Raw genomic sequence first — 24,202 nt, forward strand, 5'->3', positions numbered from 1 at the left:
ATAGTAATGGGGATTTTTTGTTTTTTGGAACAACGATCATTTAGATTCCATCAATGTGCTCCCGTAATGTTTTTAGTGCCAAATGCATTCTTTTTTCTATTGCTTTTACACTTACTCCTTCCATTTCAGCAATCTCTGCATATTTTTTTTTATCAATTCGATTTAATAAAAAAGTAGTACGTTGATTTTCAGGTAAACGTGCTAAGGCATTTTCTAATTTTTCATGAAACTGTTTTTCCTCAAGTAGGAATTCAGGGGTTTCATGGGTTACATCAGTATTTAAATGTGCGTATTTAAGGCGTACTTTTTCCGCCTTAATCATATTTAAATACAGGTTATTAGCAATAGTGTAGACGTAAGATTTAGCCTTGCTTGGAATTACCTTTGCGCAATTTTCCCAGAGTTTTACAAATGCCTCTTGTACTGCGTCGTAAGCCTTTTCTTCATTGCCAAACTTATAATATATATAGTTAAAAACCGTTTTGGAATTAGTTGTAAAGAGGTGATTGTAGATTTTCTCTTCGCAAACGTTAGTATGATCATTTATATCCAAAGTGTCTCTATTTTGTTTTTTTCAAAGGTATTTTAAAAAAATGAATCTTTTAGGTAGGGTATTTTTAAAGTTAATTGTTTTAGTAGTATAAAAACAGAAAAAAACCAGATTGTTATGAAAAATTTTGTCACCAAATTTATGTTTGCCATCCTACTAATGGCTGCATTTAGTTTATCCTCTTGTCAAGAAGAGTTTGAAGAATTACCTAATAATACCAATGAAGAAGCTATCGTAGCATCTTCTAGTACTGCAAAGTTAATAGAAAGGGCATCTTCTAAAGATGGTTCTTTTGATAATATTGTGGATGGCGCAAGTTGTTTTGCTGTTCAATTTCCATATACTGTTAATGTAGATGGTTTAGATATTACCATTGATTCTATAGAAGACCTAGAATTAATAGAAGAAATTTTTGATACCGTTGAAACAGACGATGATATTTTAGAAATTCTTTTTCCTATTACCATAACACTAGCCGATTACTCTGAAATTGTAATTAATTCAAAGGAAGAATTACGATCAATTGCCAAAGAGTGTATTGAGGGTGGTGATGATGATGATATTGAATGTATTGATTTTGTTTATCCTGTAACCTTGTACTCATTTAGTGTTAATTTGGAAAAAACAAGTACTGTAACTGTTGAAAATGATAGGCAATTAAGACGATTCTTCGGAGATTTAGAGGATCATGAACTAGTAAGTTTTGATTTTCCATTGACCTTAGAGCAGTATGATGGAACAAAAATTACTGTAGAAAATAATGCAGAATTAGCTTTGGCATTAGAGAACGCAGAAGATATGTGTGATGAGGATGATGATGATGATTATAACGATGATGATTTCACAAAAGAAAGATTAGATAATTATCTTGTAGAATGCCCTTGGTTGGTTCGAGATGTAATTAGAAGTAGTCAAGATCAATCAGCTCAGTATTTTGAGTATCTAATGAACTTTAAAGAAGATGGAACCGTAATCGTTAAAGATAGAGTAGGGAATTCTATAGAAGGAAACTGGTCAACTAGAGTTGGCGCCAATAGCAATAGGGTGTTGTTAAAATTAGAGTTTACAGTTTTAGTAGATTTCAATTTAGAATGGTTTGTGTATGAATTGGGTGATGGTATCATTAAGTTTTACGCAAATGATGGGGCCGATAAAATTTTAATGAAGCGTTTTTGTGTAGATAATGATACTCCAGATACGCTTAGAGGACTTTTGAAAGAGTGTAATTGGATTATTAAAAAAGTAAAACTTAACAATGAGGAAATAAATAGATTGTTAGGATACGAGTTTAGTTTCCTTGCTGATGGTGTGGTAACCTTAAGTAACAAAACAACAACTTCTCAAGGTACATGGGCAATTACTACAAATGCACAAGGTAGGCTAGTTATGGCAATTACAATGGGCGATGAACCAGGAGTAAGTTTTGAATGGTTGATATCAGATTTAAGAAATGAACGTTTAAAGTTTAGTATAGAAGGTACTTATTATGAACTTATCTTGGAACGAAATTGTGATGATGATGAAAATGATGAAGATGTAACATGGATTCGTGGCATATTTGATGAAACGAAATGGGAAGTGGATTTGTTCTCTCAAAATGAGGATGATATCACAGAGGGTTATGCAACAGACACCTATAGTTTTACTGCAGATGGAGAAGTAATCATTACAAACCCAAATGACCAGGAATTAGATAGAGGTAGCTGGCGTGTGTATAGAAATAGTGAAGGAACCTTAGAAATGATACTTAACTTTTCTGATAATAGTAATTACCATCCTTTAGCCAATGATTATGTTATTTTGGAAGTTGAAGAAGACGAAATCTCATTAAAGCATAAAAATGATGATGGTAGTTATGATAGATTAGATTTTGAATTGATAGAATAGTAACAATTTTTTCCCCCAATTTTAGAAAAAGGGTAACTTCTACACGAAGTTGCCCTTTTTTGCATTTATATTTTTTATCTCAAACTTCAGACTTCGAATAGTTATTCTTAAATTTGCCCTTTCCAGATAATACAGAAAGACTATGTTTAATAATTTAAGTGAAAAGTTAGATAAAGCGTTCCACGTCCTAAAAGGGCACGGACAAATAACGGAGATTAATGTTGCTGAAACATTAAAGGAAGTTCGTAGGGCTTTATTAGATGCCGATGTTAACTTTAAAATTGCAAAAGAATTTACCAATAGGGTAAAGGAAAAAGCACTAGGTCAGAACGTATTAACAACCTTACAGCCGGGCCAATTAATGGTGAAGCTTGTAAAGGATGAGTTAACAGAACTTATGGGAGGTGATGCAGAAGGTATCAACCTTTCTGGGACGCCATCGGTAATACTGATGTCCGGTTTACAAGGTTCTGGTAAAACTACCTTTTCTGGGAAACTAGCCAATTATTTAAAAACAAAGAAAACTAAAAACCCATTATTAGTTGCCTGTGATGTCTACCGTCCTGCTGCTATAGATCAATTACATGTAGTTGGTGAGCAAATAGGGGTTGCCGTATATTCGGATCGCGGAAATACGGATCCTGTGGCGATTGCAAAAGCGGGGGTAGCCTTTGCAAAAGCAAACGGGCATAATGTGGTAATTATAGATACTGCCGGTCGTTTGGCTGTGGATAAAGAAATGATGGATGAGATTGCAAATGTGCATAAGGCAATTTCTCCACAAGAAACTTTGTTTGTAGTGGATTCTATGACAGGTCAAGATGCTGTAAATACGGCAAAAGCATTTAATGATGTTTTAAATTTTGATGGGGTTATACTTACCAAATTAGATGGTGATACTCGTGGTGGTGCAGCAATATCCATTAAATCTGTAGTAACTAAGCCTATTAAATTTATTGGTACAGGTGAGAAAATGGATGCCATAGATGTTTTTCATCCATCTCGTATGGCTGAACGGATCCTAGGTATGGGGGATGTTGTTTCCTTAGTAGAACGTGCTCAAGAACAGTATGATGAGGAAGAAGCACGGAATATTCAAAAGAAAATTGCAAAAAACAAATTTGGGTTCGATGATTTCTTAAAGCAGATTCAGCAAATTAAGAAAATGGGGAGTCTAAAAGATTTAATGGGTATGATACCTGGTGCAGGAAAGGCTTTGAAGGGGATGGATATCGATGATGATGCCTTTAAACATATTGAGGCTATTATACATTCCATGACACCTTTTGAGCGGGAAACACCAAAAGCATTGGATGCAAGTAGAAAAAAGAGAATTGCAAAAGGTAGCGGTAGGTCTGTGCAAGAAATAAATCAATTGCTAAAACAGTTTGATCAGATGGGTAAGATGATGAAAATGATGCAAGGTGGTGGCGGTAAAAAAATGATGCAGATGATGGGCGGAATGAAGGGGATGCGACCTTAATTTTTTAGTAGGCAGTGTCAGTTTTCAGTAGATAAATTTATGAGATGGGTTTTCAAGAATTATTAGCATATAAGAAAGGTTTTTATTTGGCTATGCAAATTTTTGAATTATCTAAAAAAAATTCCAAAGGAAGAAGTATATTCTCTAACTGATCAAATTAGAAGGTCATCACGTTCCGTTTGTGCTAATATAGCAGAAGCCTATAGAAAAAGGGAGTATCAAAAGCATTTCATTAGTAAATTGTCCGATGCGGATAGTGAAAACTCAGAAACTCAAGTTTGGCTAGATTTTGCACTTGCTTGTGCTTATTGTTCCAAATTAGAAGTTGAAAATTTAAAAGAAAAAAGCGAAGAGATTGGAAAATTGATTCAATATATGATTAATAACCCAGTGAAGTTCGGTGTACGAATTTAGACTGAATACTGCTAACTGCGACTGCGAACTTAATACAATTAATAATGGAATTACTAGACGGAAAAAAAGTATCAAACCAAATAAAAGAAGAGATTGCTGCTGAGGTAACTAAAATGCGAGAACGTGGGGAAAAAGTACCACATTTAGCTGCCATTATTGTTGGTAGTGATGGCGCAAGTTTAACCTATGTGGGCAGTAAGGTGCGTTCTTGTGAACGTGTCGGTTTCGAGTCTACTTTGGTGCAAATGCCAAGTACAACCAGTGAAATAGAGTTGTTGCGTAAAATAGAAGAGCTAAACCTAAACGAAGAAATAGATGGGTTTATAGTACAGCTCCCATTACCGCCACAAATAGATACTCAAAAAGTACTGTTGGCTGTTGATCCTGATAAGGATGTTGATGGGTTTCACCCAACTAACTTTGGAAAAATGGCTTTGGATATGAGTACCTTTATTCCAGCTACACCATTTGGAATTTTAGAGCTGTTAGAACGCTATAAAGTAGACACCAAAGGAAAACATACGGTAGTTATAGGACGAAGCCATATTGTAGGGAGACCTATGAGTATTTTAATGGGACGTAAAGGTTGGCCAGGAAACTCAACCGTAACCTTAACCCATAGTGCTACTAAAAATATTACCCAAATCATTTCTCAGGCAGATATTGTAATCTCTGCTTTAGGGGTGCCTAATTTCTTAAAAGCGGAAATGGTAAAAGATGATGCCGTTGTTATAGATGTGGGTATCACCCGTGTTGTAGATGAAACCAAACCAAAGGGATATTATATTACAGGGGATGTTGATTTTGAAAATGTAAGTAAGAAAGCCTCATTTATAACCCCAGTTCCTGGAGGTGTTGGTCCAATGACCATAGCCATGTTGTTAAAAAACACACTCTTAGCAAGAGAGCGTCATAGAAGTGCCAATAAATAAGATGTAATTTGTTAATAGACTTTTGACGTACTTTGCAGAAGTGTAGCGTTTTCGAAAGGCTATTTTAGAGCACATTTAAAATTTTAATAAAGCCATTAAAAACGATAATTGTAGTTTTTAATGGCTTTTATTATTTAATATTAAGAGGAATCCAAGGGCAAGTAAAAACACCATAATGATGAGCGTCAAAATTAAACAGATAAGCCCTCAAGAAACATGGGCTCTCCGAAGTCGAGTGATGTGGCCCAATAAACCGTTGGAATTTGTGATGTTAAAAGAAGATGCAACGGGTATTCATTTTGGACTTTGGCAAAATACAACACTGATAAGCGTTGTTTCTTTATTTGTTAAAAACGATAGTGCACAATTTCGAAAACTCGCCACAGAATTATCCGAACAAGGAAAAGGCTATGGTACGCTTTTGGTAAAGCATCTTATAGCTTACGCTATTCATTTAGAAATAAGGAAATTGTGGTGTAATGCGCGGATGGATAAAACAGAATTCTATGGCAAGTTTGGGATGCAAAAAACGACCAACACCTTTTTTAAAGAAAATATAAAATTTATAATTATGGAAAAAACGATTTCCAAATAAGACTAGATTAGGTACTGCTTAAGGGTGCAAGGTTTATCTCTGGTAAAGGTAAACAGTATAGAGGTTATGGATATTGAAATTATTACATGGGGCTAGGTTGTAATTTTACCTGTATTTTATGTTGATAAGTATGTTGTAGGCCTTCGTTTAATTTGGGTAATTTTAAACTTTTAAAAAAATGGTTTAATATGAAAACACCTATTGTTACTTCACAGGAATTAGCCGAGTTATTAGATGATCCTAAGTTAATTGTTTTAGATGCTAGTCCGGCTACAAATGTATCTGGTTTAGTTAGTGCTTTAGAAGGTTTGCAAATAAAAGGTGCTCGGTATTTTAATCTTAAAGATAATTTTAGTGATGCTAACAGTGAATATCCTAATAGCATCCCTAATGCGGAGCAGTTTCAAGAAGAAGCACGTAAGTTAGGGGTTCGCAAAGATAGTACCATTGTAGTTTATGATAACTTAGGAATCTATACCGCTCCTAGAGTTTGGTGGTTGTTTAATACGTTTGGGCATAAGAATATTGCGGTTTTAGATGGTGGTTTACCAGCTTGGGTTGCAGCGGGGTATCCCACGGAAAAAATTACAAAAAAAAGAGTGTCACTTGGAAATTTTACGGCCAAATTAAATACTGCTATGGTTAAAGATTATGTGTCAGTAAAAGAGAACGTTGAAACAGGAAACGAATTGGTAGTCGATGCCCGTTCTTCAGGGCGATTTAATGGAACTGCACCAGAACCTCGTGAAGGTCTGCGTAGTGGTAGTATACCTAATTCTGTGAATATTCCTTTTGAAAATGTTTTGCACGAGGGGAAGTACAAAACCAAAGAGGATCTAACAGAAATATTTAAAGAGGTATTTGCAGCAGACAAACCTTTGGTGTTTAGTTGTGGTTCTGGGTTAACAGCCTGTATTATTCTTTTGGCTAGTACGTTGCTACAAGAGAAGACAGCATCAGTTTATGATGGTTCGTGGACAGAATGGGCACAGTTAGAACCCAACGACTAAGAAATGGAAAAAGAGAAACCAAGGTTGGCTCGTTTAACGGCTATTATAACGCAACTACAAGGAAAAAGAGTAATAACGGCCAGGGAGCTTGCAGAAAAGCATTTGGTTAGTGTTAGAACGGTGTATAGAGACATTCGTACTTTAGAACAATCGGGAATTCCAATTTTTACAGAAGAGGGTAAAGGGTATTCCATAATGGAGGGCTATATGTTGCCACCCGTAATGTTTACTGAAGAAGAAGCCAATGCCCTAATTACTGCGGAGCAAATTGTAAATAAAAACAAGGATACTTCGTTTACAGAAAAATATTCTAGCGCAGTAGAAAAAATTAAAGCAGTATTAAGATACACTCAAAAAGACAAAGCCACTTTGTTAACAGAGCGTTTGCAAATCAGGACCAATCTAGAGAATGAAAAAACAAGCAACTACCTAATGCCATTGCAAACGGCAATAACCAATTATAAAGTAATCCGTATCAATTATACGTCCTTAGAACAAAAACAGACCCAAAGAGAAGTAGAACCTTTTGCATTAATTCACAATAAGGACAATTGGGTGATGATTGCTTATTGTAGGCTTCGGCAAGATTTCAGAGCTTTTAGGATAGATTGTATACAACATCTGCTTGTAGACGAAGCCACTTTTGAGCCACATAAAATTACACTTCAAGATTATTTTGAGTTGGCGAGAAAAAAATGGGAAAGCACCCCTGACATAGGGTTGTCCTAAGTCGTGTTTACATTTGTGAATAATCACTAAAAAAAACTACAATGAAAAATGTAAACATTGAATCTTTTCAAGTAATTGGAATTAAAGTACGTACAACTAACGAAAATGGACAAGCAGGCAAGGATATCGTTGCACTGTGGAACACATTTATGTCGGAAGGTGTTTTGAATAAGATTCCTGCTAAGCTTAGTACGGCCATTTATTCGATCTATACCAATTATGAAAGCGATTATACAAAGCCCTATGATACGCTATTAGGTTGTAAAGTGTCTTCCTTAGATAATATTCCTGAAGGAATGGTGGGGCAGTCGTTTGCTAGCGGTGCCTATGCCAACTTTACGGCTCAAGGAGACTTATCAAAAGGAATCGTTTATGCCAAGTGGGTAGAAATATGGAAGACAGATTTAGATCGGTTGTATATAGCAGATTTTGAAATTTATGACGAAAAAACACAGAACCCCCTAGATGCTGCAGTTTCTATTTATGTAGGTGTTAAAAACGAATACTTGTAAATAATAGAATTTTACCAGATCCAGGTCTCTTGGTTGGCTTATCCTATAAAACCGAATGTTTATAGAAAATATAGGCAGAATAAACTTTCATTTTCTATATTTAGTGGAAATAGTGAACCAATTCAACTTTTTCTATGCGTAAAATAGCATTTTTTAGCTGTGCCTTCTTTTTGACTTACGTTATCACAAATGCACAAACGGGCAAGGTTTATGATAACTTAACCCTGAATAGTAAGATTTTAAAAGGAGAACGGAATTTTTCTATTTATTTACCGCCAGATTATGAAACTTCCATGCGAGATTATCCAGTTTTGTATTTATTACACGGAGCAGGAGATAATCATACAGGATGGGTGCAATTTGGTGAAGTTTTATACATAACAGATAAGGCTATTAAAGAAGGTAAAGCTACTCCAATGATTATAGTAATGCCCGATGCTGATACGGGTCAGCGTGGCTATTTTAATAGAGTTGATTGGCGGTATGAAGACTTCTTTTTTGAGGAGTTTATGCCTTATGTAGAAAAGACATATCGCATTAAAAGCGAAAAGAGATATAGGGCAGTTTCTGGATTGTCTATGGGAGGTGGTGGTGCCTTTATGTATGCACTGCATAAACCAGAGTTGTTTTCATCAGCATGTCCTTTAAGCGCGTCTGTTGGTATGTTACCCCAAGACACCCTACGACTTAATGACTTTGCTAGAGACAAAGAAAAGTCAGTTGAAGAAATACGAACCTATTTAAATCACCATTCGGCCATTTCTTTGTTGGATAGTGTCCCAATAGATAAAATAAAATCGGTGCGTTGGTATATCGATTGTGGCGATGACGATTTTTTATATGAAGGCAACAGTTTGGTGCATATTGCGATGAAGAAAAAAAGGATAGCACATGAATATAGGGTTCGTGATGGTGGACATACATGGACCTATTGGAGAGCGTCATTGCCTAAGGTGTTGCAGTTTGTCTCCGATGCTTTTCATCAGTATTGAGGAAGAAGTCAAAAGTCTAATATCTACAGTCCTGTACCTGACTTATGATTCTTTTTTGATATAATTAATTGTAGATGTATTTTTTGTTTAATTCTTGCTGTGGTTCCAGATTTTGTTTGTTCACCCAACACCCTATTTTGCAAATAACTGTCCGATGTCCTTAAAAGCTTTAAATTCTAAGGCATTACCTGCTGGGTCAAGAAAGAACATAGTTGCTTGTTCGCCAGCTTCACCCTTAAAACGCACATAGGGTTCTATTTCAAAGGCGACTCCTTTGTCTTTTAGTTCTTGTGAAAAAGTTTCAAACGTTTCCCAGTCTAAAACTACTCCGTAATGGGGTACTGGGACATTTTTGCCGTCTACTGCATTGGTATGTAAATCTTCAGTTGTTGCTTTAGGTTTGTAGTGGATTACGAGTTGGTGTCCAAATAGATTGAAATCAACCCAATGGTCACTACTTCTGCCTTCAGGGCAATCTAAAATATCGCGGTAAAAAGTGCGACATTCATCTAAATTATGAACCGGAATTGCAATGTGAAAAGGTGCTATGGGGTATTTCATTTAATTTTCTTTTAAAAATTTAACAATGGCTCTACTAACTTCCTCCTGGTGTAGCGAATGTCCAAAACCTTCTGTTTTTATCAAGCTACTATTTGCCCAATTTTTATGTACAAGTTCAGAATCTGAACAAGGTGCAATTTCATCAAATTTATCGTGAATTAATAAGCCCTTTTTAATATTGGTTTTTACATAGTCAGAAATTGAAAAGGCCTCAGCTTCAAAACCAAATGTGTTTTTAATATAGGCTTTTAGAGCTTCTAAAACAATATTGTTGAAATGTAATAATTTTTGGTAATCAAGTAAAATAGTGCGAAATTCAGATGGAGCTCCAAGAATAACCAATTTATCTACAGCTTCATTGCTGTTTAAATAATTGTTGTAAAGCGTGGTCATACCGCCATAACTATGTCCGATAATATGTTTTGGATTGTATTTTTGAACAAGTGTTTGCATCACCTTGGCATACAGAGGTATATTTAATATGGTACCTGAAGAATGGCCATGTGCTGGAGCATCAAATGCTATAATATTGTATTTTTCTTCTTGTAAAAAACCAATTAGGTTTTTCCAGCGAAAAGCGTTGCTCTCCCAACCGTGTACTACTAATATAGTTTCTTTCTCCCCGGGCCATTCGTATACCTGTAAATGAATATTGTTGCTTTCAACAACTTCTTTTTTAGCACTTTCTAAATAGGCTTTTTGTTGTGGTAAAACCATTCCTCTTCGCGGTGTGCAAAAAAGGTCAAAAGCTTTTTTTGCAGCTCCTTTTTTAGAGAAGATTGCTACTAGATTAAAATAGGCGCCGTAGAGTAGGGGAATGTATTTGTTAAGTAGTTTCTTCATGGATTCTAAGGTCTGTAGGCTTTTTGGGGTTTATTTTATTGTAGAATAGGTCGATTAATCCCAATCAATCATCATATACTTAATCTTAGCCGCATCTGGTATTTGAATAGCTTCTATTTTTGCAGTAATATCATAGCGCAAATTGGCAGGTAATTCTTTTTTATCTATTGTAAAATAAATACCACTATCTTTAATAAAAAGAACAACATTGTTCATCGAAGTAATCACTTTACCAATAGTGTAATTGTCTTTTATGTCTTTAAAAGTACTGCCTAAACCAATGCCACTCGCTGTTGTGTATCTAGGGTCTAATACCTGTATGTTGTTTATAAGAGTGTCCTTGCTAATACTAACGGAAAACAAAGGTTTCCCTCCTTTTTCATAAATATATTGTTTTTGTTGCCTGGCATTAAATTGTAAATCGTTTCCCGTTACCAGTGAATCATTTGCAAAAATTGTTTTTAAATCATTGGCAGTGTGCTCTTTTGTTAACTTGCCAAAACTAGTGGTGGTGATTAAGAAATCTGAACTAGGTGCTGTGTTGCATTGAATGGTAACTTGGGTAATGGCAACTAGTGCCAGAATTGTAATTTTTTTCATGTAGGATTTTAATTATTCTTTAGATTTATAATTTGTTTAGCGCAGTACTTTTTTAAGTACACCCAACATGCCTCTAATAAAAGTGGCGCTGGTTAATACCTTTATAACGGGGTTTTGTCGGGTACTTTTGCTAGAACTTCTTGCTCTTCTTGTTGTGGATTTCTCTTTCTCTTTTTCCGCTACGGCTTCTGCTTTTTCAATTTTTTCATTTAGCATTTCATAGGCACTTTCCCTGTCTATTACGTCGTTGTATTTTTTAACCAAGGCAGAAGAGTCTATCACTTCTTTTAATTCACGCGGTGTTAATACATCCATCCGGCTCATTGGAGCTCGTAACATTGTTGCTGCCAGTGGTGTTGGTCTGCCTTTTTCATCCAGTGCAGAGATTAAAGCTTCTCCAATACCCAAAGAAGTTAGTACAACTTCCGTGTCGTAATAGGCACTGTCTGGGTAATTCTGAGCGGCCAATTTAATGGCTTTTCGGTCTTTTGCTGTAAAGGCACGTAAGGCGTGTTGCACTTTTAAACCTAACTGTGCCAACACATCTTCTGGCACATCTGTTGGGTTTTGAGTGACAAAATAAACACCAATCCCCTTAGAACGTATCAGTTTTACAATGCTTTCAATCTGATTTAATAGGGCCTTTGATGCTTCATCAAATATTAGATGTGCCTCATCAATAAAAAGAACCAACTCTGGTTTATCACTATCACCTTGTTCTGGAAATGTATCATAAATTTCAGCTAAAAGACTCAACATAAAGGTAGAAAACAGTTTGGGCCTGTCTTGTATGTCTGTTAGTCTTAAGATATTAATATATCCTCTTCCATTACTATCTATTCTGGTTAAATCATCTACCTCAAACGATTTTTCACCAAAGAACAAATCGGCTCCTTGCTGTTCCAATTCAATTATTTTTCGAAGAATAGTGCCTGTCGATGCCGATGAAATTCGCCCGTAACTTTCTTTAAATTCTTGTTTTCCTTCTTCGGTAGCGTAATTCAATACCTTTTTAAAATCTTTCAAGTCTAGAAGCGGTAATTTATTATCGTCACAATATTTAAAAATAACAGCAACAATACCTTCTTGGGTTACGGTTAAATCTAAAATTCGAGATAATAATACAGGGCCAAACTCTGAAACTGTAGCTCGTAGTTTTACCCCGTCTTGTTCCGACAAGGATAAAATTTCAACAGGAAAGCTTTTGCCTTCAAAAGGCAAACCAATTTTAGCGTGACGTTCGTCTATTTTTGCATGACCAGAGCTGGGTTGTGCAAGGCCACTTAAATCGCCCTTTAAATCCATTAACAATACAGGAATACCTTTGTCTGATAAACTTTCTGCCAGAACTTGTAGTGTTTTTGTTTTACCCGTTCCCGTGGCACCGGCAATTAAGCCGTGACGGTTTAAGGTTTTTAAGGGTATTTTAACAAAAGCGTTGGTAACAGTTTCTCCATTAACCATTCCTGCACCCATAGTGATAAAATCTCCTTTTGTGGTGTATCCTTTTTCTATGTCAGCTAAGAATTTTTCCTTGATATTCATCTCTAAAAATTTTGATAAAAATAGTTTAAATTTAAGGAACGGGAAAAAGAACTTTTAATGTTAGATGTTGAAACATCAAGAATGTTGATGGATTTCTTTTTGAATGGTTTGCTATTTTATTTTGTCTTTTAGCTTGTACTGAATACTAAAAACAAAAATGTATCTTTGCAGAATGGTTAAAGATGAGGTGTTAGCATTAGTAAATAAAGGGGAAATGCTTCCGTTAATGGAAGAGTTTTACACCATTCAGGGGGAAGGTTTTCACAAAGGAACCGCTGCCTATTTTATACGTGTTGGTGGTTGCGATGTTGGTTGTCATTGGTGCGATGTTAAAGAGAGTTGGAACGCAGAAACCCATCCACCTACTGGTATAGAGGCTATTGTGACGAACGCTGCTAAATATTCCAATACTATTGTGGTTACAGGTGGTGAACCGCTAACTTGGAATATGGAGCCATTAACACAGGCCTTAAAAGCGAAAAACCTACAAACACATATTGAAACTTCTGGTGCCTATACCTTAACAGGGATTTGGGATTGGATTTGTTTATCGCCTAAGAAAAACAAATTACCAGAAGGGATTATTTACGATAAGGCGCATGAGCTAAAAGTAATTGTTTTTAATAAGCACGATTTTGTATTTGCTGAAGAACAAGCGGCTAAAGTAAACAAGGATTGTATTTTGTATTTACAGCCAGAATGGAGTGTTAAAGAAAAAATGACTCCCTTAATAGTAGATTTTGTAATGAAGAATCCCAAATGGAAGGTTTCTTTACAAACCCATAAATATCTAAATATCCCATAGAACTTTGGGGTATATAAAATCGTATTTTCCTTCTAATTGCACTACTTATAGAAGGAAACTTTAGTTTTCCCGCTATACAATGAATCAAGTAAACCTACTTCAGGTTTTGACTTAAAATTTATCACAAAACAGAAATTTGTTGTACAACTTTATGCGAGAAAATGCATATAGTTGCGCTTGGATTTTAATATATTGCTATTCTAAATAATGCAATACATGATACAAGCTAAAATAAAACTTCCCTTAATTTTTATCGCCTTACTTTTTTTAAATACAGTATGTATACAGGCACAAGATTCAACTAACATACATATAATTCCAAAGCCTTTAGAACTTATAGAAGGAAAAGGGCATTTTAACTTAAGTGCGGCCACGGTATTGTATTTTGAAAATTCTGTTGAGGCAACCGAAACTTTGCAACAACGATATGTAGAAGAGCTACAATCAATAACAGGTTTTGCGCTAGAGACTTCAAAAACGAAGCAATTTTCTAATGTTATTAGTATAGCCCAATCATCAAGGTTAGAAAAGGAAGCCTATGTTTTAGCGGTTGATGCTAAGTCCATAAAAATTAAAGCGGGTAGTGCGGCTGGGGCATTTTATGCATTACAAACCCTAAAACAGTTGGTTGCTACAGATTTTTTAGAGAAGAAATCTGTTACTGACATAGTTTGCAGCATTCCGGCAGTTACTATAAAAGATAAACCAGAATTTGGATGGCGAGGGTATATGTTAGACGTTTCTAGACATTTTTTTGGTCCCGACAAAATAAAAGAAGTGCTAGACCTTATGGCTACTTTAAAGTTAAATAGATTTCATTGGCATTTAGCAGATGACCAAGGGTGGCGCGTAGAGATAAAGAAGTATCCAAGGCTTACTTCTGTAGGAGCTTGGCGTGTAAACTATGTAAATTTTGATGAAAATGTAAACAATTGGTGGGGCCAACCTGTACAGGAAGAAAATGAAAAAGCAACCTATGGCGGGTTTTATACCCAAAAAGAGATTGCTGAAATTATAGCCTATGCCAAAGCCCGTTATATTGAAGTTTTACCAGAAATAGATGTGCCTGGACATTCACAAGAAATTTTAGCAGCTTACCCCAATATTTCTTGTGATGATGGTGAGTATACGGTTGCTACTGGAGGAGTTTATAAAGACAATGCACTTTGTGCATCCAAAGAAGAAACCTATGCTTTTTTAGAAGATGTGCTCGGTGAAGTTATGGATTTATTTCCTTTTGAGTATATCCATATCGGAGGAGATGAATGCAATAAAGAGGGGTGGAAAAACCATGAGCTATGTCAAAGCCTTATCAAAGAGAAAGGCTTAAAGGATGAGCATGGTCTTCAAAGTCATTTTATTGGAAGAGTTGAAAAAATGATTAATGCCAAAGGAAAGAACATGATAGGCTGGGATGAGATTTTAGAAGGAGGATTGGCTCCAAATGCAACCGTTATGTCATGGCGCGGTGAAAAAGGAGGTATTAAGGCAGCAAAAGCAAAGCATGATGTAATTATGACGCCTAGTTTTGCTAATTATTTAGATTTAAAACAAGGGCAATCAGACAATGAGCCTAATCTCGGTTACTCGGAAGCCTTATTATCTACTAGTTATAATTATTCCATTGTTCCCAAAGAGCTAAGCAAGCAGGAAGCGAAATATATTTTAGGTACCCAAGGTAATCTATGGACCGAATCCATATCAGATTGGGGGAAGCTAACTTATATGACTTTTCCGCGATTGTTTGCCGTAGCAGAGAACGCATGGACGCCTGAAGAAAATCAAAATTTTGGAGATTTTATCAATAGATTAGAGCCTCAATTGAAACGCCTAAAATCGCAAAACATACGGTATGCCAATAGCGTGTTTAACCCTTGGATACATCAAAAAGGAAATGGGGAAACAATGGAGATTTCATTGAGTTCTGAATTGCCTAATCCAGATATAAGGTATACTCTAGATGGATCTAATCCTACAAGTACTAGTAAAAAGTACCAAGTGCCGTTTACTATTGATAAAACAACGACCATAAAATCTGGTATTTTTAAAGGTGACAAATTGCGAGGAAATATAACGGATGTTACGTATCCTATACATAAAGCTGCTGGGGCAAAAGTAATTTACCATAGCAAGTATCTTACACAATATAAAGCAGCCGAAGCATTTGCTTTAACGGATTTAAATTATGGGCAATTATTGGCGAATGGTGATCAGAATTGGCAAGGATTTAATGAGGATTTAGATGTAGAGTTGGTTCTGGAGAAACCAATAGACATTAGCGCTGTTCATATACAATCCCTTAAAAAATCGATTAATGGGATTTACCCTCCAAGACATATTGAAGTTTATGGATCGGTAGATGGGGTAACCTATAAAAAAATTGGAGATTCTGGTTTTATTAAATCAAGTTTAATTCAAGGGCGAAATAAAGTAAAGACAGAAATTGTTTGTAAAGGGAAGGATATTCAATCGTTGAGAATTAAAGCGTATGCGGTACGTCCTATTCCAAATGGACATCACAAAGCAGGAGAAAAAAGCGTGCTCTTAATTGATGAAATTATGGTTTTTTAAAAGGTGCAAGGGGAGGCTTCTAATTCATAATGAAATTGGTCTCCCGTTTATGATACTTAGGTGATTCATTACTAAAAAGGTTTATCGCCCGCCATTGGCTTTTAAATCGGCAATACACTCAGCGTCTAAAGTAGGAGCTGAATTTTTACTGGCAACTAACATTTTTTTCATACCGCCACCAAACTCTAATTCGGTACTCATTAAACAATTTAGGGTAGTACAATGGCTGTTGCCAACTTCATTTCCCTCTTCATCTGTGGTTTGTTCCTCGTGGTTGTTTACCATTTCACTTCCTAAATTGACCAAGCCCATTAAGTGTCCCATTTCATGGTTAAGCGTTGCTTCTTCAACCGCCGCTTCAGTGATTAAAAAACTCTTGGCAGTTAATTTTTTTATGGTTGCTTCGTAAATGATCATGGATGTATTTCTGTAAACAGCTCCCAAGGTAACAGCATTGGTGTCTTCTTCATCATTTTCAGAAGGAGCATCTGCAAAATAAATGTAAATAGATAGTGTTTTGCCTTTGGTATATTGGGTGCGATTTTCAGTTTCTAAACTGGCAATTTTTTTTAAACTTAAGGTAGTTTCATTCGGAGAACTAAGTTCTTTATAAACAACACTAATGTTATCTTTAAATGTAGTAGCTTTAATAAAGCTTATAAAATTTGCAATGCTTTCAGTACTTGGTTTGTAATTTTTGACATAGGCTATTTCAAAAGTTAAGGCATCGTAATTAACATTGGAAAGAATATCATTTGCAGAGTCTCCAGAAGCTTTTAAATTGGCAGCAGTATTGGTTTTTATAGAATCCTGATCACTAGAATCTTTGGAACAACCCATTATCAATAGGAAAGCAAAACACAATACACTAAAATTTTTCATAAACCTTTTTTATAATAACAAGACGCTGGCAAAATACCCTACCTTTAAACGTGACAAAGTCTGGTTCTATTGTGCTGCAACAGTAAGCCTAGCGAGATAGTCGTAATGATTACCATTCGTTATCAATTCACATTGAAAACCATTTAAAATTGCGGCTCGTTGTAAGGTGTTGTAATCTGCATACAACCAAGAGAAGGATTCACTTTTATGGTCTTTATAGCACATAGTAAAATCCACTTCGCCATAGTATTCTTTATCATCCGGTATCCAATAGCCACCATCCTCATCGGGGTCAAACATGTAAATAATATCACTAGAATCTATTAAAACTTGCCCCTTTGGCTTTAAAATAGATTTTAAATGGGTGAAATAAAGCCCTAAGTTAACCAATTTGCCAACAATACCGATACCATTCATTAAAAGCAAAAGGGTGTCAAACTGTTCTGAATTATAGTCCAAAATATCGGAATGTACTCTTTTCTTAATCCCTCGTAAAGCACAGGTTTGTATAGCTCCTTCAGAACTGTCTAATGCCGTTACATCCATGCCTCTGTTTTGTAAGTAGAGGCTGTGGCTGCCAGCTCCGCAACCAATGTCTAAAACTTTGCCTTTGCATAATTGCAAGGCTTTTTGTTCAATTGTAGGCATTGCTTGGTACTCCCTGAAAAGATAGGGCACAGGGATTGTATCATTATCTGCAACCGATGAAAAGGTGGTGATGTCTTCCTTGTAGTTGTTGTTTTGATAATCTAACATTGCCAAACCAAAAATATCACTTCCCATTTTATTCGTATTTTTACCAGCAAAAGTGCCACTTTTTAATAACATATTAAAGAATAAGTACCAGCAAAATGGCTCGCTATGGGTTTATGGTATCAAATAGATTAAAAGACTGCGCTTAGTAGGTTGTTTAATGCTTTGTAAGGTTGGAATTAAATCAGAATAGTGCTTTAGAATTAGGTGTGGTTGCTTAGGATGAGCTAATGAGATTAAAGAAAAAGCAATACTCACAAACAGTTACCAATATATAGGGATGGAAGAAATTATTAAATTGCTGCCAAAAAAAGCAAAGGAGAAAGAAGTTGAAAATAAAAAGTTTTTTACCAAGCTAAAAAAAAAACCGCCTAAGAATTTGGACTATGTAATGCAAGAATTGCATACCAACGAATTTAAAAAAACGGATTGTTTAAAGTGTGCAAATTGCTGTAAAACTACAGGTCCTTTGTTTACAAATAATGATATAGCACGTATTTCAAAGCATTTTAGACAAAAACCCCAGCAGTTTATTTCAGCGTATTTACGCCTAGATGAGGAAAATGATTATGTGTTGCAAACTGTGCCTTGTTCGTTTTTAGGAGCAGATAATTACTGCTCTATTTACGATGTTAGACCAAAGGCCTGCCGAGAATTTCCGCATACAGATCGCAAAAAATTTCAGCAAATAAGTAATCTAACTTTGAAAAATGTATCTATTTGCCCGGCAGCATTTAATATTGTCGAAGAAATGAAACGCGCCATAAAAATGTAGGATTCCTATCGGAAATACTTCAAAGGAATAAGAAATACCATTTTTGGAAATTGTTGTTTGAGTTTTTTAATGGTCATTTTTATAGCCAAGACTTTTAGTTAGTGTGCTTTACTATAAATAATTGGTGTGCTTTAAGGATTGCTGCTGATTTTTTAATAAATTAGGTCTGATAGAAATGGTGTCCCAAAAGTTTAAAAACAGAAAAGCTATGAGAATAATTTATTTTTGTTTGCTGTTATATCTAATAAGCGGATGTGCTACTAAAAAAATAGTGGATGCGAGCCCGTTAAAAGATATAGTCATGGCGCAAGATTTCAGTGTAGAATCAGATAGGGCGCTTCCAATGGCCAGTTCTAGTCTCAATAGGCTTCAAAATTCAGGAATTTTAGGGGTTGGCAATTCTGCCAATCATATTAGCCTGATAGGGAACCCTAATTTTTTTAAAATGAAAGGCGATAGTATTACCTCATACTTGCCCTATTTTGGAGAACGCCATATGGGAGGTGGTTACAGCGGGGATGATATTGCCATTCAGTTTGATGGGTTAGTAGATGAATATGATGCAGAATGGGATGCCAAAAAACAACAATATAATATTGGGTTCAAGGCAAAAAGTAAAGGTGAATCTTTTGAAGTGCGCTTGGTGTTATTTCCAAATTTAAACAGTTTTTTGACAATTCTTGGTACACAACGATCGAGCATCATATATACGGGAAAAGTTATGGCGAATGCTGAAAAATAAAATGTAGAAATTGTTTGTGGATCTAAAAATGAGCTGAATTTAATATGGAAAACATTATTGATTATTTTGAAAGTATTCCAACAACCCATCGAAGTATTTTATTGATTGGTGGAATTACGCTGTTTTGGTTGCTTGAAGGTATTTTGCCTTTACAACGATTTACCTATAAAAAATGGCGGCATGCTTGGCCCAATCTCTTTTTTACGATAACCACCATAATTATTAATTTTTTATTGGCTTTTTTACTGTTGTGGACAAGTGATTGGACCGTAGCCAGTGATTTTGGCATTTTAAATTGGTTGCCAGACATGCCTTTGTGGTTGTATGCTATTGTTGGCGTTTTATTGCTCGATTTTTTTGGAGCTTATTTGGCGCATTTTACAGAGCATAAAGTAAAACCATTGTGGATGATTCACTTGGTACATCATTCCGATCATAATGTAGATACCACTACTGCAAATAGACACCATCCCTTAGAAAGCGTAATTCGGTTTGCATTTACCTTGATGGGTGTTTTGGTTGTGGGTGCTCCAATGGGCGTGGTTATGTTGTATCAATCCTTGTCATTGGTGGCTACACAATTTGGGCACGCAAATATAAGGTTACCTAAAAAAGTAGATGAAACATTAAGTTACTTTATTGTTTCGCCAGATATGCACAAGGTACATCATCATTATGTGTTGCCTTATACGGATTCCAATTATGGAAATATTTTTTCTATTTGGGATCGGTTGTTTGGGACTTTTATGAAGTTAGATCGTGATACAATTATTTATGGCGTAGATACCTTCCCTGATGAGGTTGAAAATGGAAGTGTCAAAGGATTGCTTAAACAACCCTTTCATAGGTATAGAAAGCCAACCCAAGGCAGTTAGTCGTACATTAAATGTTTGGCCCTAATCGTTTTAAAGTTTGCAAGGGCAGGCTGCCAGGTATGTTTAATTTCTTCTTCTGTTAATCCCGCTTCTATTTGTTGTTGTAGTTTTTCTGTTCCTGCGTGTTTAGTAAACCCACTCCTTAAAAATACCTTGCTTTTGTCGGTACTATTGTTATAAGCATCTAGGAGCCATTGTAAAGAAACTACCTTCATTGTAGGTGTTGTTGTCAAGTCTTTGCCATAGCATCTTTTGCCCATATGCTTTGGTGATTTAGATCCAAAATTTGGTTCAGGAATATAGGTAAAATCATACTTAGTGGAATCTAAAAGTGGAGAACCATAGCGCTGAAATTGAAATTCTGTTCCCCGACCGGCATTTATAGTAGTACCTTCAAATAAGCCTAAACTTGCATATAGGTTTATAGATTTGTCGTTTGGTAAGTTAGGAGAAGGCCTTATCGGTAAATTATATGTGCTAGAATGTGTGTAATTTTCTAATGGGATAATAGTTAATGCTGCTTTTTTTCCGCTTTCTAACCAACCTTCCTCATTAATCATATTGGCATACTCCCCAATGGTCATACCATATACCAGCGGAATATTAGTCATTCCTAAAAAACCATTGTGTTTTGTTTCCATAGTTGGCCCATCTACATAATGTCCGTTTGGATTGGGTCTGTCTAGAACAATAACTTTAATGTTATTTTTAGCACAAGCCTCCATCACCAATTGCATGGTTGCAATGTAGGTGTAAAAACGTACACCCACATCTTGGATGTCAAAAAGAACTACATCAAGGCCGGCTAACTGTTCATCACTGGGTTTTCTGTTTTTTCCATAGAGCGATATTAAGGGCAAGCCTGTTTTGGTGTCAATATTATCTTTTACGTGTTCCCCTGCATCCGCTTCTCCTCTAAACCCGTGTTCAGGAGCAAATACTTTTTCAATATTAATTTGTAAGGTTTGTAAAGAATCTACAATATGGGTATAGCTATTATCATCCTTAAATATAACACTGGTTTGGTTGGCTACAATTGCTATTTTTTTGCCTTTTAGTAGAGGTAAGTAGGCTTCAGTTTTGTTGGCTCCAACAATTATGTTTTTGGTTATTTCGTTTGTAACTTCAGCCTTCTTTTCTATTTTAGAAGTGGTTTTTGGAGTGTTTCCACAAGCGGAAAGTATTAAAAACCATAATAAAACTGTACTTTTGAAATTGGATAAAATAACCATAAATTGAATTTAGAATTTTTTATTACAAAGCGCCTAATCAAAGGTAAAGAGAACAAAGGTAGTATTTCTGCCCCTATCATAAAAATTGCAATTGTAGCCATTGCGCTGAGTGTAATAATGATGCTTTTTGCCATTGCAACTGGGGAGGGATTAAAAGAAAAAGTCAGGGAAAAGGTGGCTGCTTTTAATGGGCATATTCAAATTTTTAATTACGATAATAATTTTTCAGATGTTTCTGTAATTCCCGTGTCTATCCACCAAGAATTTTATCCAGAATTTAAAAATGTAGAGGGTGTAACTCATGTTCAGGCTATAGCCAATAAAGGCGGAATTATAATTGCTGATGACACCTTTGAAGGAATTATAGCCAAGGGTGTAGGAGAAGATTATAATTGGGATGTTTTTAATGAGTATATTGTAGAAGGTAGGTTGCCAGATTATAGTGGAAAATTAAATGAAGAGGTTTTTATTTCTTCATTAATAGCCAATAGGCTGCGACTTGCTTTGGGAGATACCTTTTCTACTTTTTTTTTAAAAGATGATAATCCTTCTCAAATACCAAACCGTAGGAATTTTAAAATTGTCGGTATTTATGATAGTGGTTTTGAGGAATTTGATGGCACTTTTGTTTTTGTCGATATTCGTCACATTCAACGTATCAACAAATGGAAGGATGACCAAGTGGGTAGTTTTGAAGTGTATTTAAATAGTTTTGATGATATAGACGCCAAGAGCAAAGAAATTAGAGGTAAAACCTTGGCTACTTTTGACTCAAATAGTATAAAAGAAAAGTATCCCAGTATTTTTGAATGGCTAGACCTGTTTAATATAAACGTGACGCTTATTATTAGTATTATGATTATTGTTGGGGGCATCAATATGATAACCGCCTTGCTGGTGCTTATTCTAGAACGAACACAAATGATAGGTGTGCTAAAAGCACTGGGAATGGCCAATTGGAGTGTGCGTAAAGTTTTCTTGTACAATGCCGTATATTTAATTGGTATTGGACTTTTTTGGGGTAATTTAATTGGTTTGGGGCTCTTGTTTTTACAAGACAAGTTTCGGTTTTTGAATTTTGGAGAATCAAAAGAATATTATATAGAATACATTCCTGTTCATATCGATTTTTTAACGGTTGTAGTATTAAATATAGGTGTGATGGTACTTTGTTTGTTAATGCTTCTAGTACCGTCCTATATAATTACGAAGATAAGTCCTGTAAAGGCAATTAAGTTTGAATAAATAAATTGCAGTAAGTAATGGATTACGTAGAAAATATATTAGGGACTATTGGGAATACACCTATGGTTAAATTAAATAAATTAACGGCAGAATTGCCATGTTTGGTACTTGCAAAGTATGAAACTTTTAACCCGGGAAACTCGGTGAAAGATCGTATGGCATTGCAGATGATTGAAGATGCTGAAGAGGCAGGAGTTTTACAAGCTGGTGGAACGATAATAGAAGGAACTTCTGGGAATACAGGAATGGGCCTTGCTTTGGCAGCAGTCATTAAAGGGTATAAAATGATCTGTGTAATTAGTGATAAACAGTCCAAAGAAAAAGTAGATATTTTAAAAGCTATGGGTAGTGAGGTTTATGTTTGTCCAACAGATGTTGCGCCAGAGGATCCACAAAGTTATTATAGTACCGCAAAGCGATTGGCTACCGAAATTCCAAACTCGTGGTACGTAAATCAGTATGATAACCCTTCTAATACTAAAGCCCATTTCTTAAGTACAGGGCCAGAAATATGGAAACAAACAGCTGGTAAAATAACCCATTTTGTAGTTGGAGTAGGCACAGGAGGCACCATTTCTGGAGTAGGCAAATTTTTAAAATCTAAAAACCCCAATGTAAAGGTTTGGGGAATTGATACCTATGGTTCTGTTTTTAAAAAGTACCACGAAACTGGTATTTTTGATGAAAATGAGATTTACCCCTACATTACCGAAGGCATAGGAGAAGATATCTTACCTAAAAATGTAGATTTTAGTGTTATCGATGGTTTTACCAAGGTGACAGATAAAGATGCTGCCGTATATACCCAACGCTTGGCAAAAGAAGAAGCAATGTTTTTAGGAAATTCTGCAGGAGCCGCTATTAAAGGTTTGTTGCAATTAAAAGAACATTTTACAAAAGACGATGTTGTGGTGGTGCTCTTCCATGATCACGGCAGTAGGTACGTTGGTAAAATGTTTAATGATGATTGGATGAAAGCACAGGGGTTTTTAGAGTAAAGTGTACAAGCTATGGAGAGTGAAAAGGAAAAAATGATAGCAGGTAAGCCTTACTTGCCTGGAGGCAGGGAGCTATCCATAGATAGGATGCAAGCCAAAGAGGTGTGTCATGATATAAATACGCTATCGCCAAGAGAAGTTGCTAAAAGAAATAAAGCGTTTAAAAAATTATTTGGGAAGACTTCAAAGCGTTTCTATATTGAACCGCCTTTTTATTGCGATTATGGGTACAATATTGAAGTTGGAAATAATTTTTATGCCAATCATAACCTAGTAGTTTTAGATTGTGCCAAAGTTTGTATTGGTGATAATGTTATGATAGCGCCAAATGTGGCACTGTATACTGCTGGTCACCCCATACATCACCAACTAAGGAATCAAGAGATAGAGTATGCCTTGCCAATAACCATAGGGAATAATGTGTGGATTGGTGGTAACGTTGTTGTTAATCCAGGCGTGACTATTGGTAATAATACAGTTATAGGTTCCGGAAGTGTACTTACAAAAGATATTCCTAGTAATGTAATTGCCGTTGGTAATCCATGCAGGGTATTGCGCCAAATCACAGATGAAGATAAACAGTATTATTATAAAAGGATGAAAATTAAATAAAGTTCTTACCTTGAATTTTGAGTGCTATTTGTGTTTTGTGCCATCACTACTATTTGTTG

The 24,202-nt window shown here is 35.6% G+C and carries 24 protein-coding genes and 1 pseudogene; 17 read left to right on the forward strand and 8 right to left on the reverse strand.

Annotated features, from left to right (window positions below; genetic code table 11):
* Positions 1-40: 40 nt before the first annotated feature.
* The gene (locus MWU65_RS03615) at positions 41-553 is read right to left on the reverse strand and encodes a sigma-70 family RNA polymerase sigma factor (RefSeq protein WP_247075804.1); all 513 of its coding nucleotides are present in this window, start codon (positions 551-553) and stop codon (positions 41-43) included.
* Positions 554-667: 114 nt separating this feature from the next.
* Here MWU65_RS03615 and MWU65_RS03620 point away from each other — a divergent pair, with 114 nt between their 5' ends.
* From MWU65_RS03620 to MWU65_RS03660, 9 genes and pseudogenes are all read left to right on the forward strand, one after another.
* Positions 668-2,437 carry a hypothetical protein gene (locus MWU65_RS03620; protein ID WP_247075805.1) on the forward strand — a complete coding sequence of 590 codons (1,770 nt, stop codon included), beginning with the start codon at positions 668-670 and terminating at the stop codon, positions 2,435-2,437.
* 142 nt (positions 2,438-2,579) lie between these two features.
* Entirely contained in the window at positions 2,580-3,920 is a 1,341-nt protein-coding gene (gene ffh, locus MWU65_RS03625) for a signal recognition particle protein (protein ID WP_247075806.1), read from the forward strand.
* Positions 3,921-3,964: 44 nt separating this feature from the next.
* Positions 3,965-4,334, forward strand: a pseudogene (locus MWU65_RS03630) (four helix bundle protein).
* Positions 4,335-4,378: 44 nt separating this feature from the next.
* On the forward strand, positions 4,379-5,266 hold the full coding sequence (locus MWU65_RS03635; RefSeq protein WP_247075807.1) for a bifunctional 5,10-methylenetetrahydrofolate dehydrogenase/5,10-methenyltetrahydrofolate cyclohydrolase: 888 nt from the start codon (positions 4,379-4,381) through the stop codon (positions 5,264-5,266).
* 175 nt (positions 5,267-5,441) lie between these two features.
* Positions 5,442-5,861: a GNAT family N-acetyltransferase gene (locus MWU65_RS03640; RefSeq protein ID WP_247075808.1), complete on the forward strand. Its 420-nt coding sequence runs from the start codon at positions 5,442-5,444 to the stop codon at positions 5,859-5,861.
* 188 nt (positions 5,862-6,049) lie between these two features.
* Positions 6,050-6,871, forward strand: a complete 822-nt coding sequence (locus MWU65_RS03645) for a sulfurtransferase (protein ID WP_247075809.1) — start codon at positions 6,050-6,052, stop codon at positions 6,869-6,871.
* 3 nt (positions 6,872-6,874) lie between these two features.
* Entirely contained in the window at positions 6,875-7,600 is a 726-nt protein-coding gene (locus tag MWU65_RS03650) for a YafY family protein (protein ID WP_247075810.1), read from the forward strand.
* A 41-nt stretch (positions 7,601-7,641) separates the two neighbouring features.
* Positions 7,642-8,112: a GyrI-like domain-containing protein gene (locus MWU65_RS03655; protein ID WP_247075811.1), complete on the forward strand. Its 471-nt coding sequence runs from the start codon at positions 7,642-7,644 to the stop codon at positions 8,110-8,112.
* A 134-nt stretch (positions 8,113-8,246) separates the two neighbouring features.
* Positions 8,247-9,104: an alpha/beta hydrolase-fold protein gene (locus tag MWU65_RS03660; RefSeq protein WP_247075812.1), complete on the forward strand. Its 858-nt coding sequence runs from the start codon at positions 8,247-8,249 to the stop codon at positions 9,102-9,104.
* 132 nt (positions 9,105-9,236) lie between these two features.
* Here the strand turns inward: MWU65_RS03660 and MWU65_RS03665 are convergent, their stop codons facing one another.
* Genes MWU65_RS03665 through MWU65_RS03680 form a run of 4 tightly spaced genes read right to left on the reverse strand, consistent with a single transcriptional unit; the run spans position 9,237 to position 12,653 of the window.
* Positions 9,237-9,665 carry a VOC family protein gene (locus MWU65_RS03665; RefSeq protein WP_247075813.1) on the reverse strand — a complete coding sequence of 143 codons (429 nt, stop codon included), beginning with the start codon at positions 9,663-9,665 and terminating at the stop codon, positions 9,237-9,239.
* Positions 9,666-10,508, reverse strand: a complete 843-nt coding sequence (locus MWU65_RS03670) for an alpha/beta hydrolase (RefSeq protein WP_247075814.1) — start codon at positions 10,506-10,508, stop codon at positions 9,666-9,668.
* A gap of 54 nt (positions 10,509-10,562) precedes the next feature.
* On the reverse strand, positions 10,563-11,108 hold the full coding sequence (locus MWU65_RS03675) for a hypothetical protein (protein ID WP_247075815.1): 546 nt from the start codon (positions 11,106-11,108) through the stop codon (positions 10,563-10,565).
* Between the two features lie 36 nt (positions 11,109-11,144).
* Complete coding sequence (locus MWU65_RS03680) at positions 11,145-12,653, reverse strand: helicase HerA-like domain-containing protein (RefSeq protein ID WP_247075816.1); 1,509 nt, start codon at positions 12,651-12,653, stop codon at positions 11,145-11,147.
* Between the two features lie 172 nt (positions 12,654-12,825).
* Here MWU65_RS03680 and MWU65_RS03685 point away from each other — a divergent pair, with 172 nt between their 5' ends.
* On the forward strand, positions 12,826-13,458 hold the full coding sequence (locus MWU65_RS03685) for a 7-carboxy-7-deazaguanine synthase QueE (RefSeq protein ID WP_247075905.1): 633 nt from the start codon (positions 12,826-12,828) through the stop codon (positions 13,456-13,458).
* 216 nt (positions 13,459-13,674) lie between these two features.
* Complete coding sequence (locus tag MWU65_RS03690) at positions 13,675-16,029, forward strand: family 20 glycosylhydrolase (RefSeq protein ID WP_247075817.1); 2,355 nt, start codon at positions 13,675-13,677, stop codon at positions 16,027-16,029.
* An 81-nt stretch (positions 16,030-16,110) separates the two neighbouring features.
* Here the strand turns inward: MWU65_RS03690 and MWU65_RS03695 are convergent, their stop codons facing one another.
* The gene (locus tag MWU65_RS03695; protein ID WP_247075818.1) at positions 16,111-16,911 is read right to left on the reverse strand and encodes a hypothetical protein; all 801 of its coding nucleotides are present in this window, start codon (positions 16,909-16,911) and stop codon (positions 16,111-16,113) included.
* A 66-nt stretch (positions 16,912-16,977) separates the two neighbouring features.
* Positions 16,978-17,739 (reverse strand): methyltransferase domain-containing protein, encoded by a 762-nt coding sequence (locus MWU65_RS03700; RefSeq protein WP_247075819.1) that lies wholly within the window; start codon positions 17,737-17,739, stop codon positions 16,978-16,980.
* Between the two features lie 205 nt (positions 17,740-17,944).
* On the opposite strand from MWU65_RS03700, the gene MWU65_RS03705 reads away from it, so the two are divergent.
* The 3 genes from MWU65_RS03705 to MWU65_RS03715 all read left to right on the forward strand — a co-directional run bounded on the left by MWU65_RS03705 (position 17,945) and on the right by MWU65_RS03715 (position 20,056).
* On the forward strand, positions 17,945-18,439 hold the full coding sequence (locus MWU65_RS03705) for a YkgJ family cysteine cluster protein (protein WP_247075820.1): 495 nt from the start codon (positions 17,945-17,947) through the stop codon (positions 18,437-18,439).
* 208 nt (positions 18,440-18,647) lie between these two features.
* Complete coding sequence (locus tag MWU65_RS03710; RefSeq protein ID WP_247075821.1) at positions 18,648-19,181, forward strand: DUF4251 domain-containing protein; 534 nt, start codon at positions 18,648-18,650, stop codon at positions 19,179-19,181.
* Between the two features lie 44 nt (positions 19,182-19,225).
* Entirely contained in the window at positions 19,226-20,056 is an 831-nt protein-coding gene (locus MWU65_RS03715; protein WP_247075822.1) for a sterol desaturase family protein, read from the forward strand.
* On the opposite strand, the gene MWU65_RS03720 is transcribed toward MWU65_RS03715, so the two are convergent.
* Positions 20,053-21,288, reverse strand: coding sequence for a DUF1343 domain-containing protein (locus MWU65_RS03720; protein ID WP_247075823.1), 1,236 nt, complete (start codon positions 21,286-21,288; stop codon positions 20,053-20,055). The genes MWU65_RS03715 and MWU65_RS03720 overlap by 4 nt on opposite strands.
* Positions 21,289-21,291: 3 nt before the next feature.
* Here MWU65_RS03720 and MWU65_RS03725 point away from each other — a divergent pair, with 3 nt between their 5' ends.
* Genes MWU65_RS03725 through MWU65_RS03735 form a run of 3 tightly spaced genes read left to right on the forward strand, consistent with a single transcriptional unit; the run spans position 21,292 to position 24,143 of the window.
* Entirely contained in the window at positions 21,292-22,533 is a 1,242-nt protein-coding gene (locus MWU65_RS03725; RefSeq protein ID WP_247075824.1) for an FtsX-like permease family protein, read from the forward strand.
* Positions 22,534-22,550: 17 nt separating this feature from the next.
* Positions 22,551-23,531 (forward strand): cysteine synthase family protein, encoded by a 981-nt coding sequence (locus MWU65_RS03730; protein ID WP_247075825.1) that lies wholly within the window; start codon positions 22,551-22,553, stop codon positions 23,529-23,531.
* 12 nt (positions 23,532-23,543) lie between these two features.
* The gene (locus MWU65_RS03735; RefSeq protein ID WP_247075826.1) at positions 23,544-24,143 is read left to right on the forward strand and encodes a sugar O-acetyltransferase; all 600 of its coding nucleotides are present in this window, start codon (positions 23,544-23,546) and stop codon (positions 24,141-24,143) included.
* Positions 24,144-24,202 lie beyond the last annotated feature (59 nt).

This window comes from Cellulophaga sp. F20128, assembly GCF_023015805.1.
Taxonomy (GTDB): Bacteria; Bacteroidota; Bacteroidia; order Flavobacteriales; family Flavobacteriaceae; genus Cellulophaga.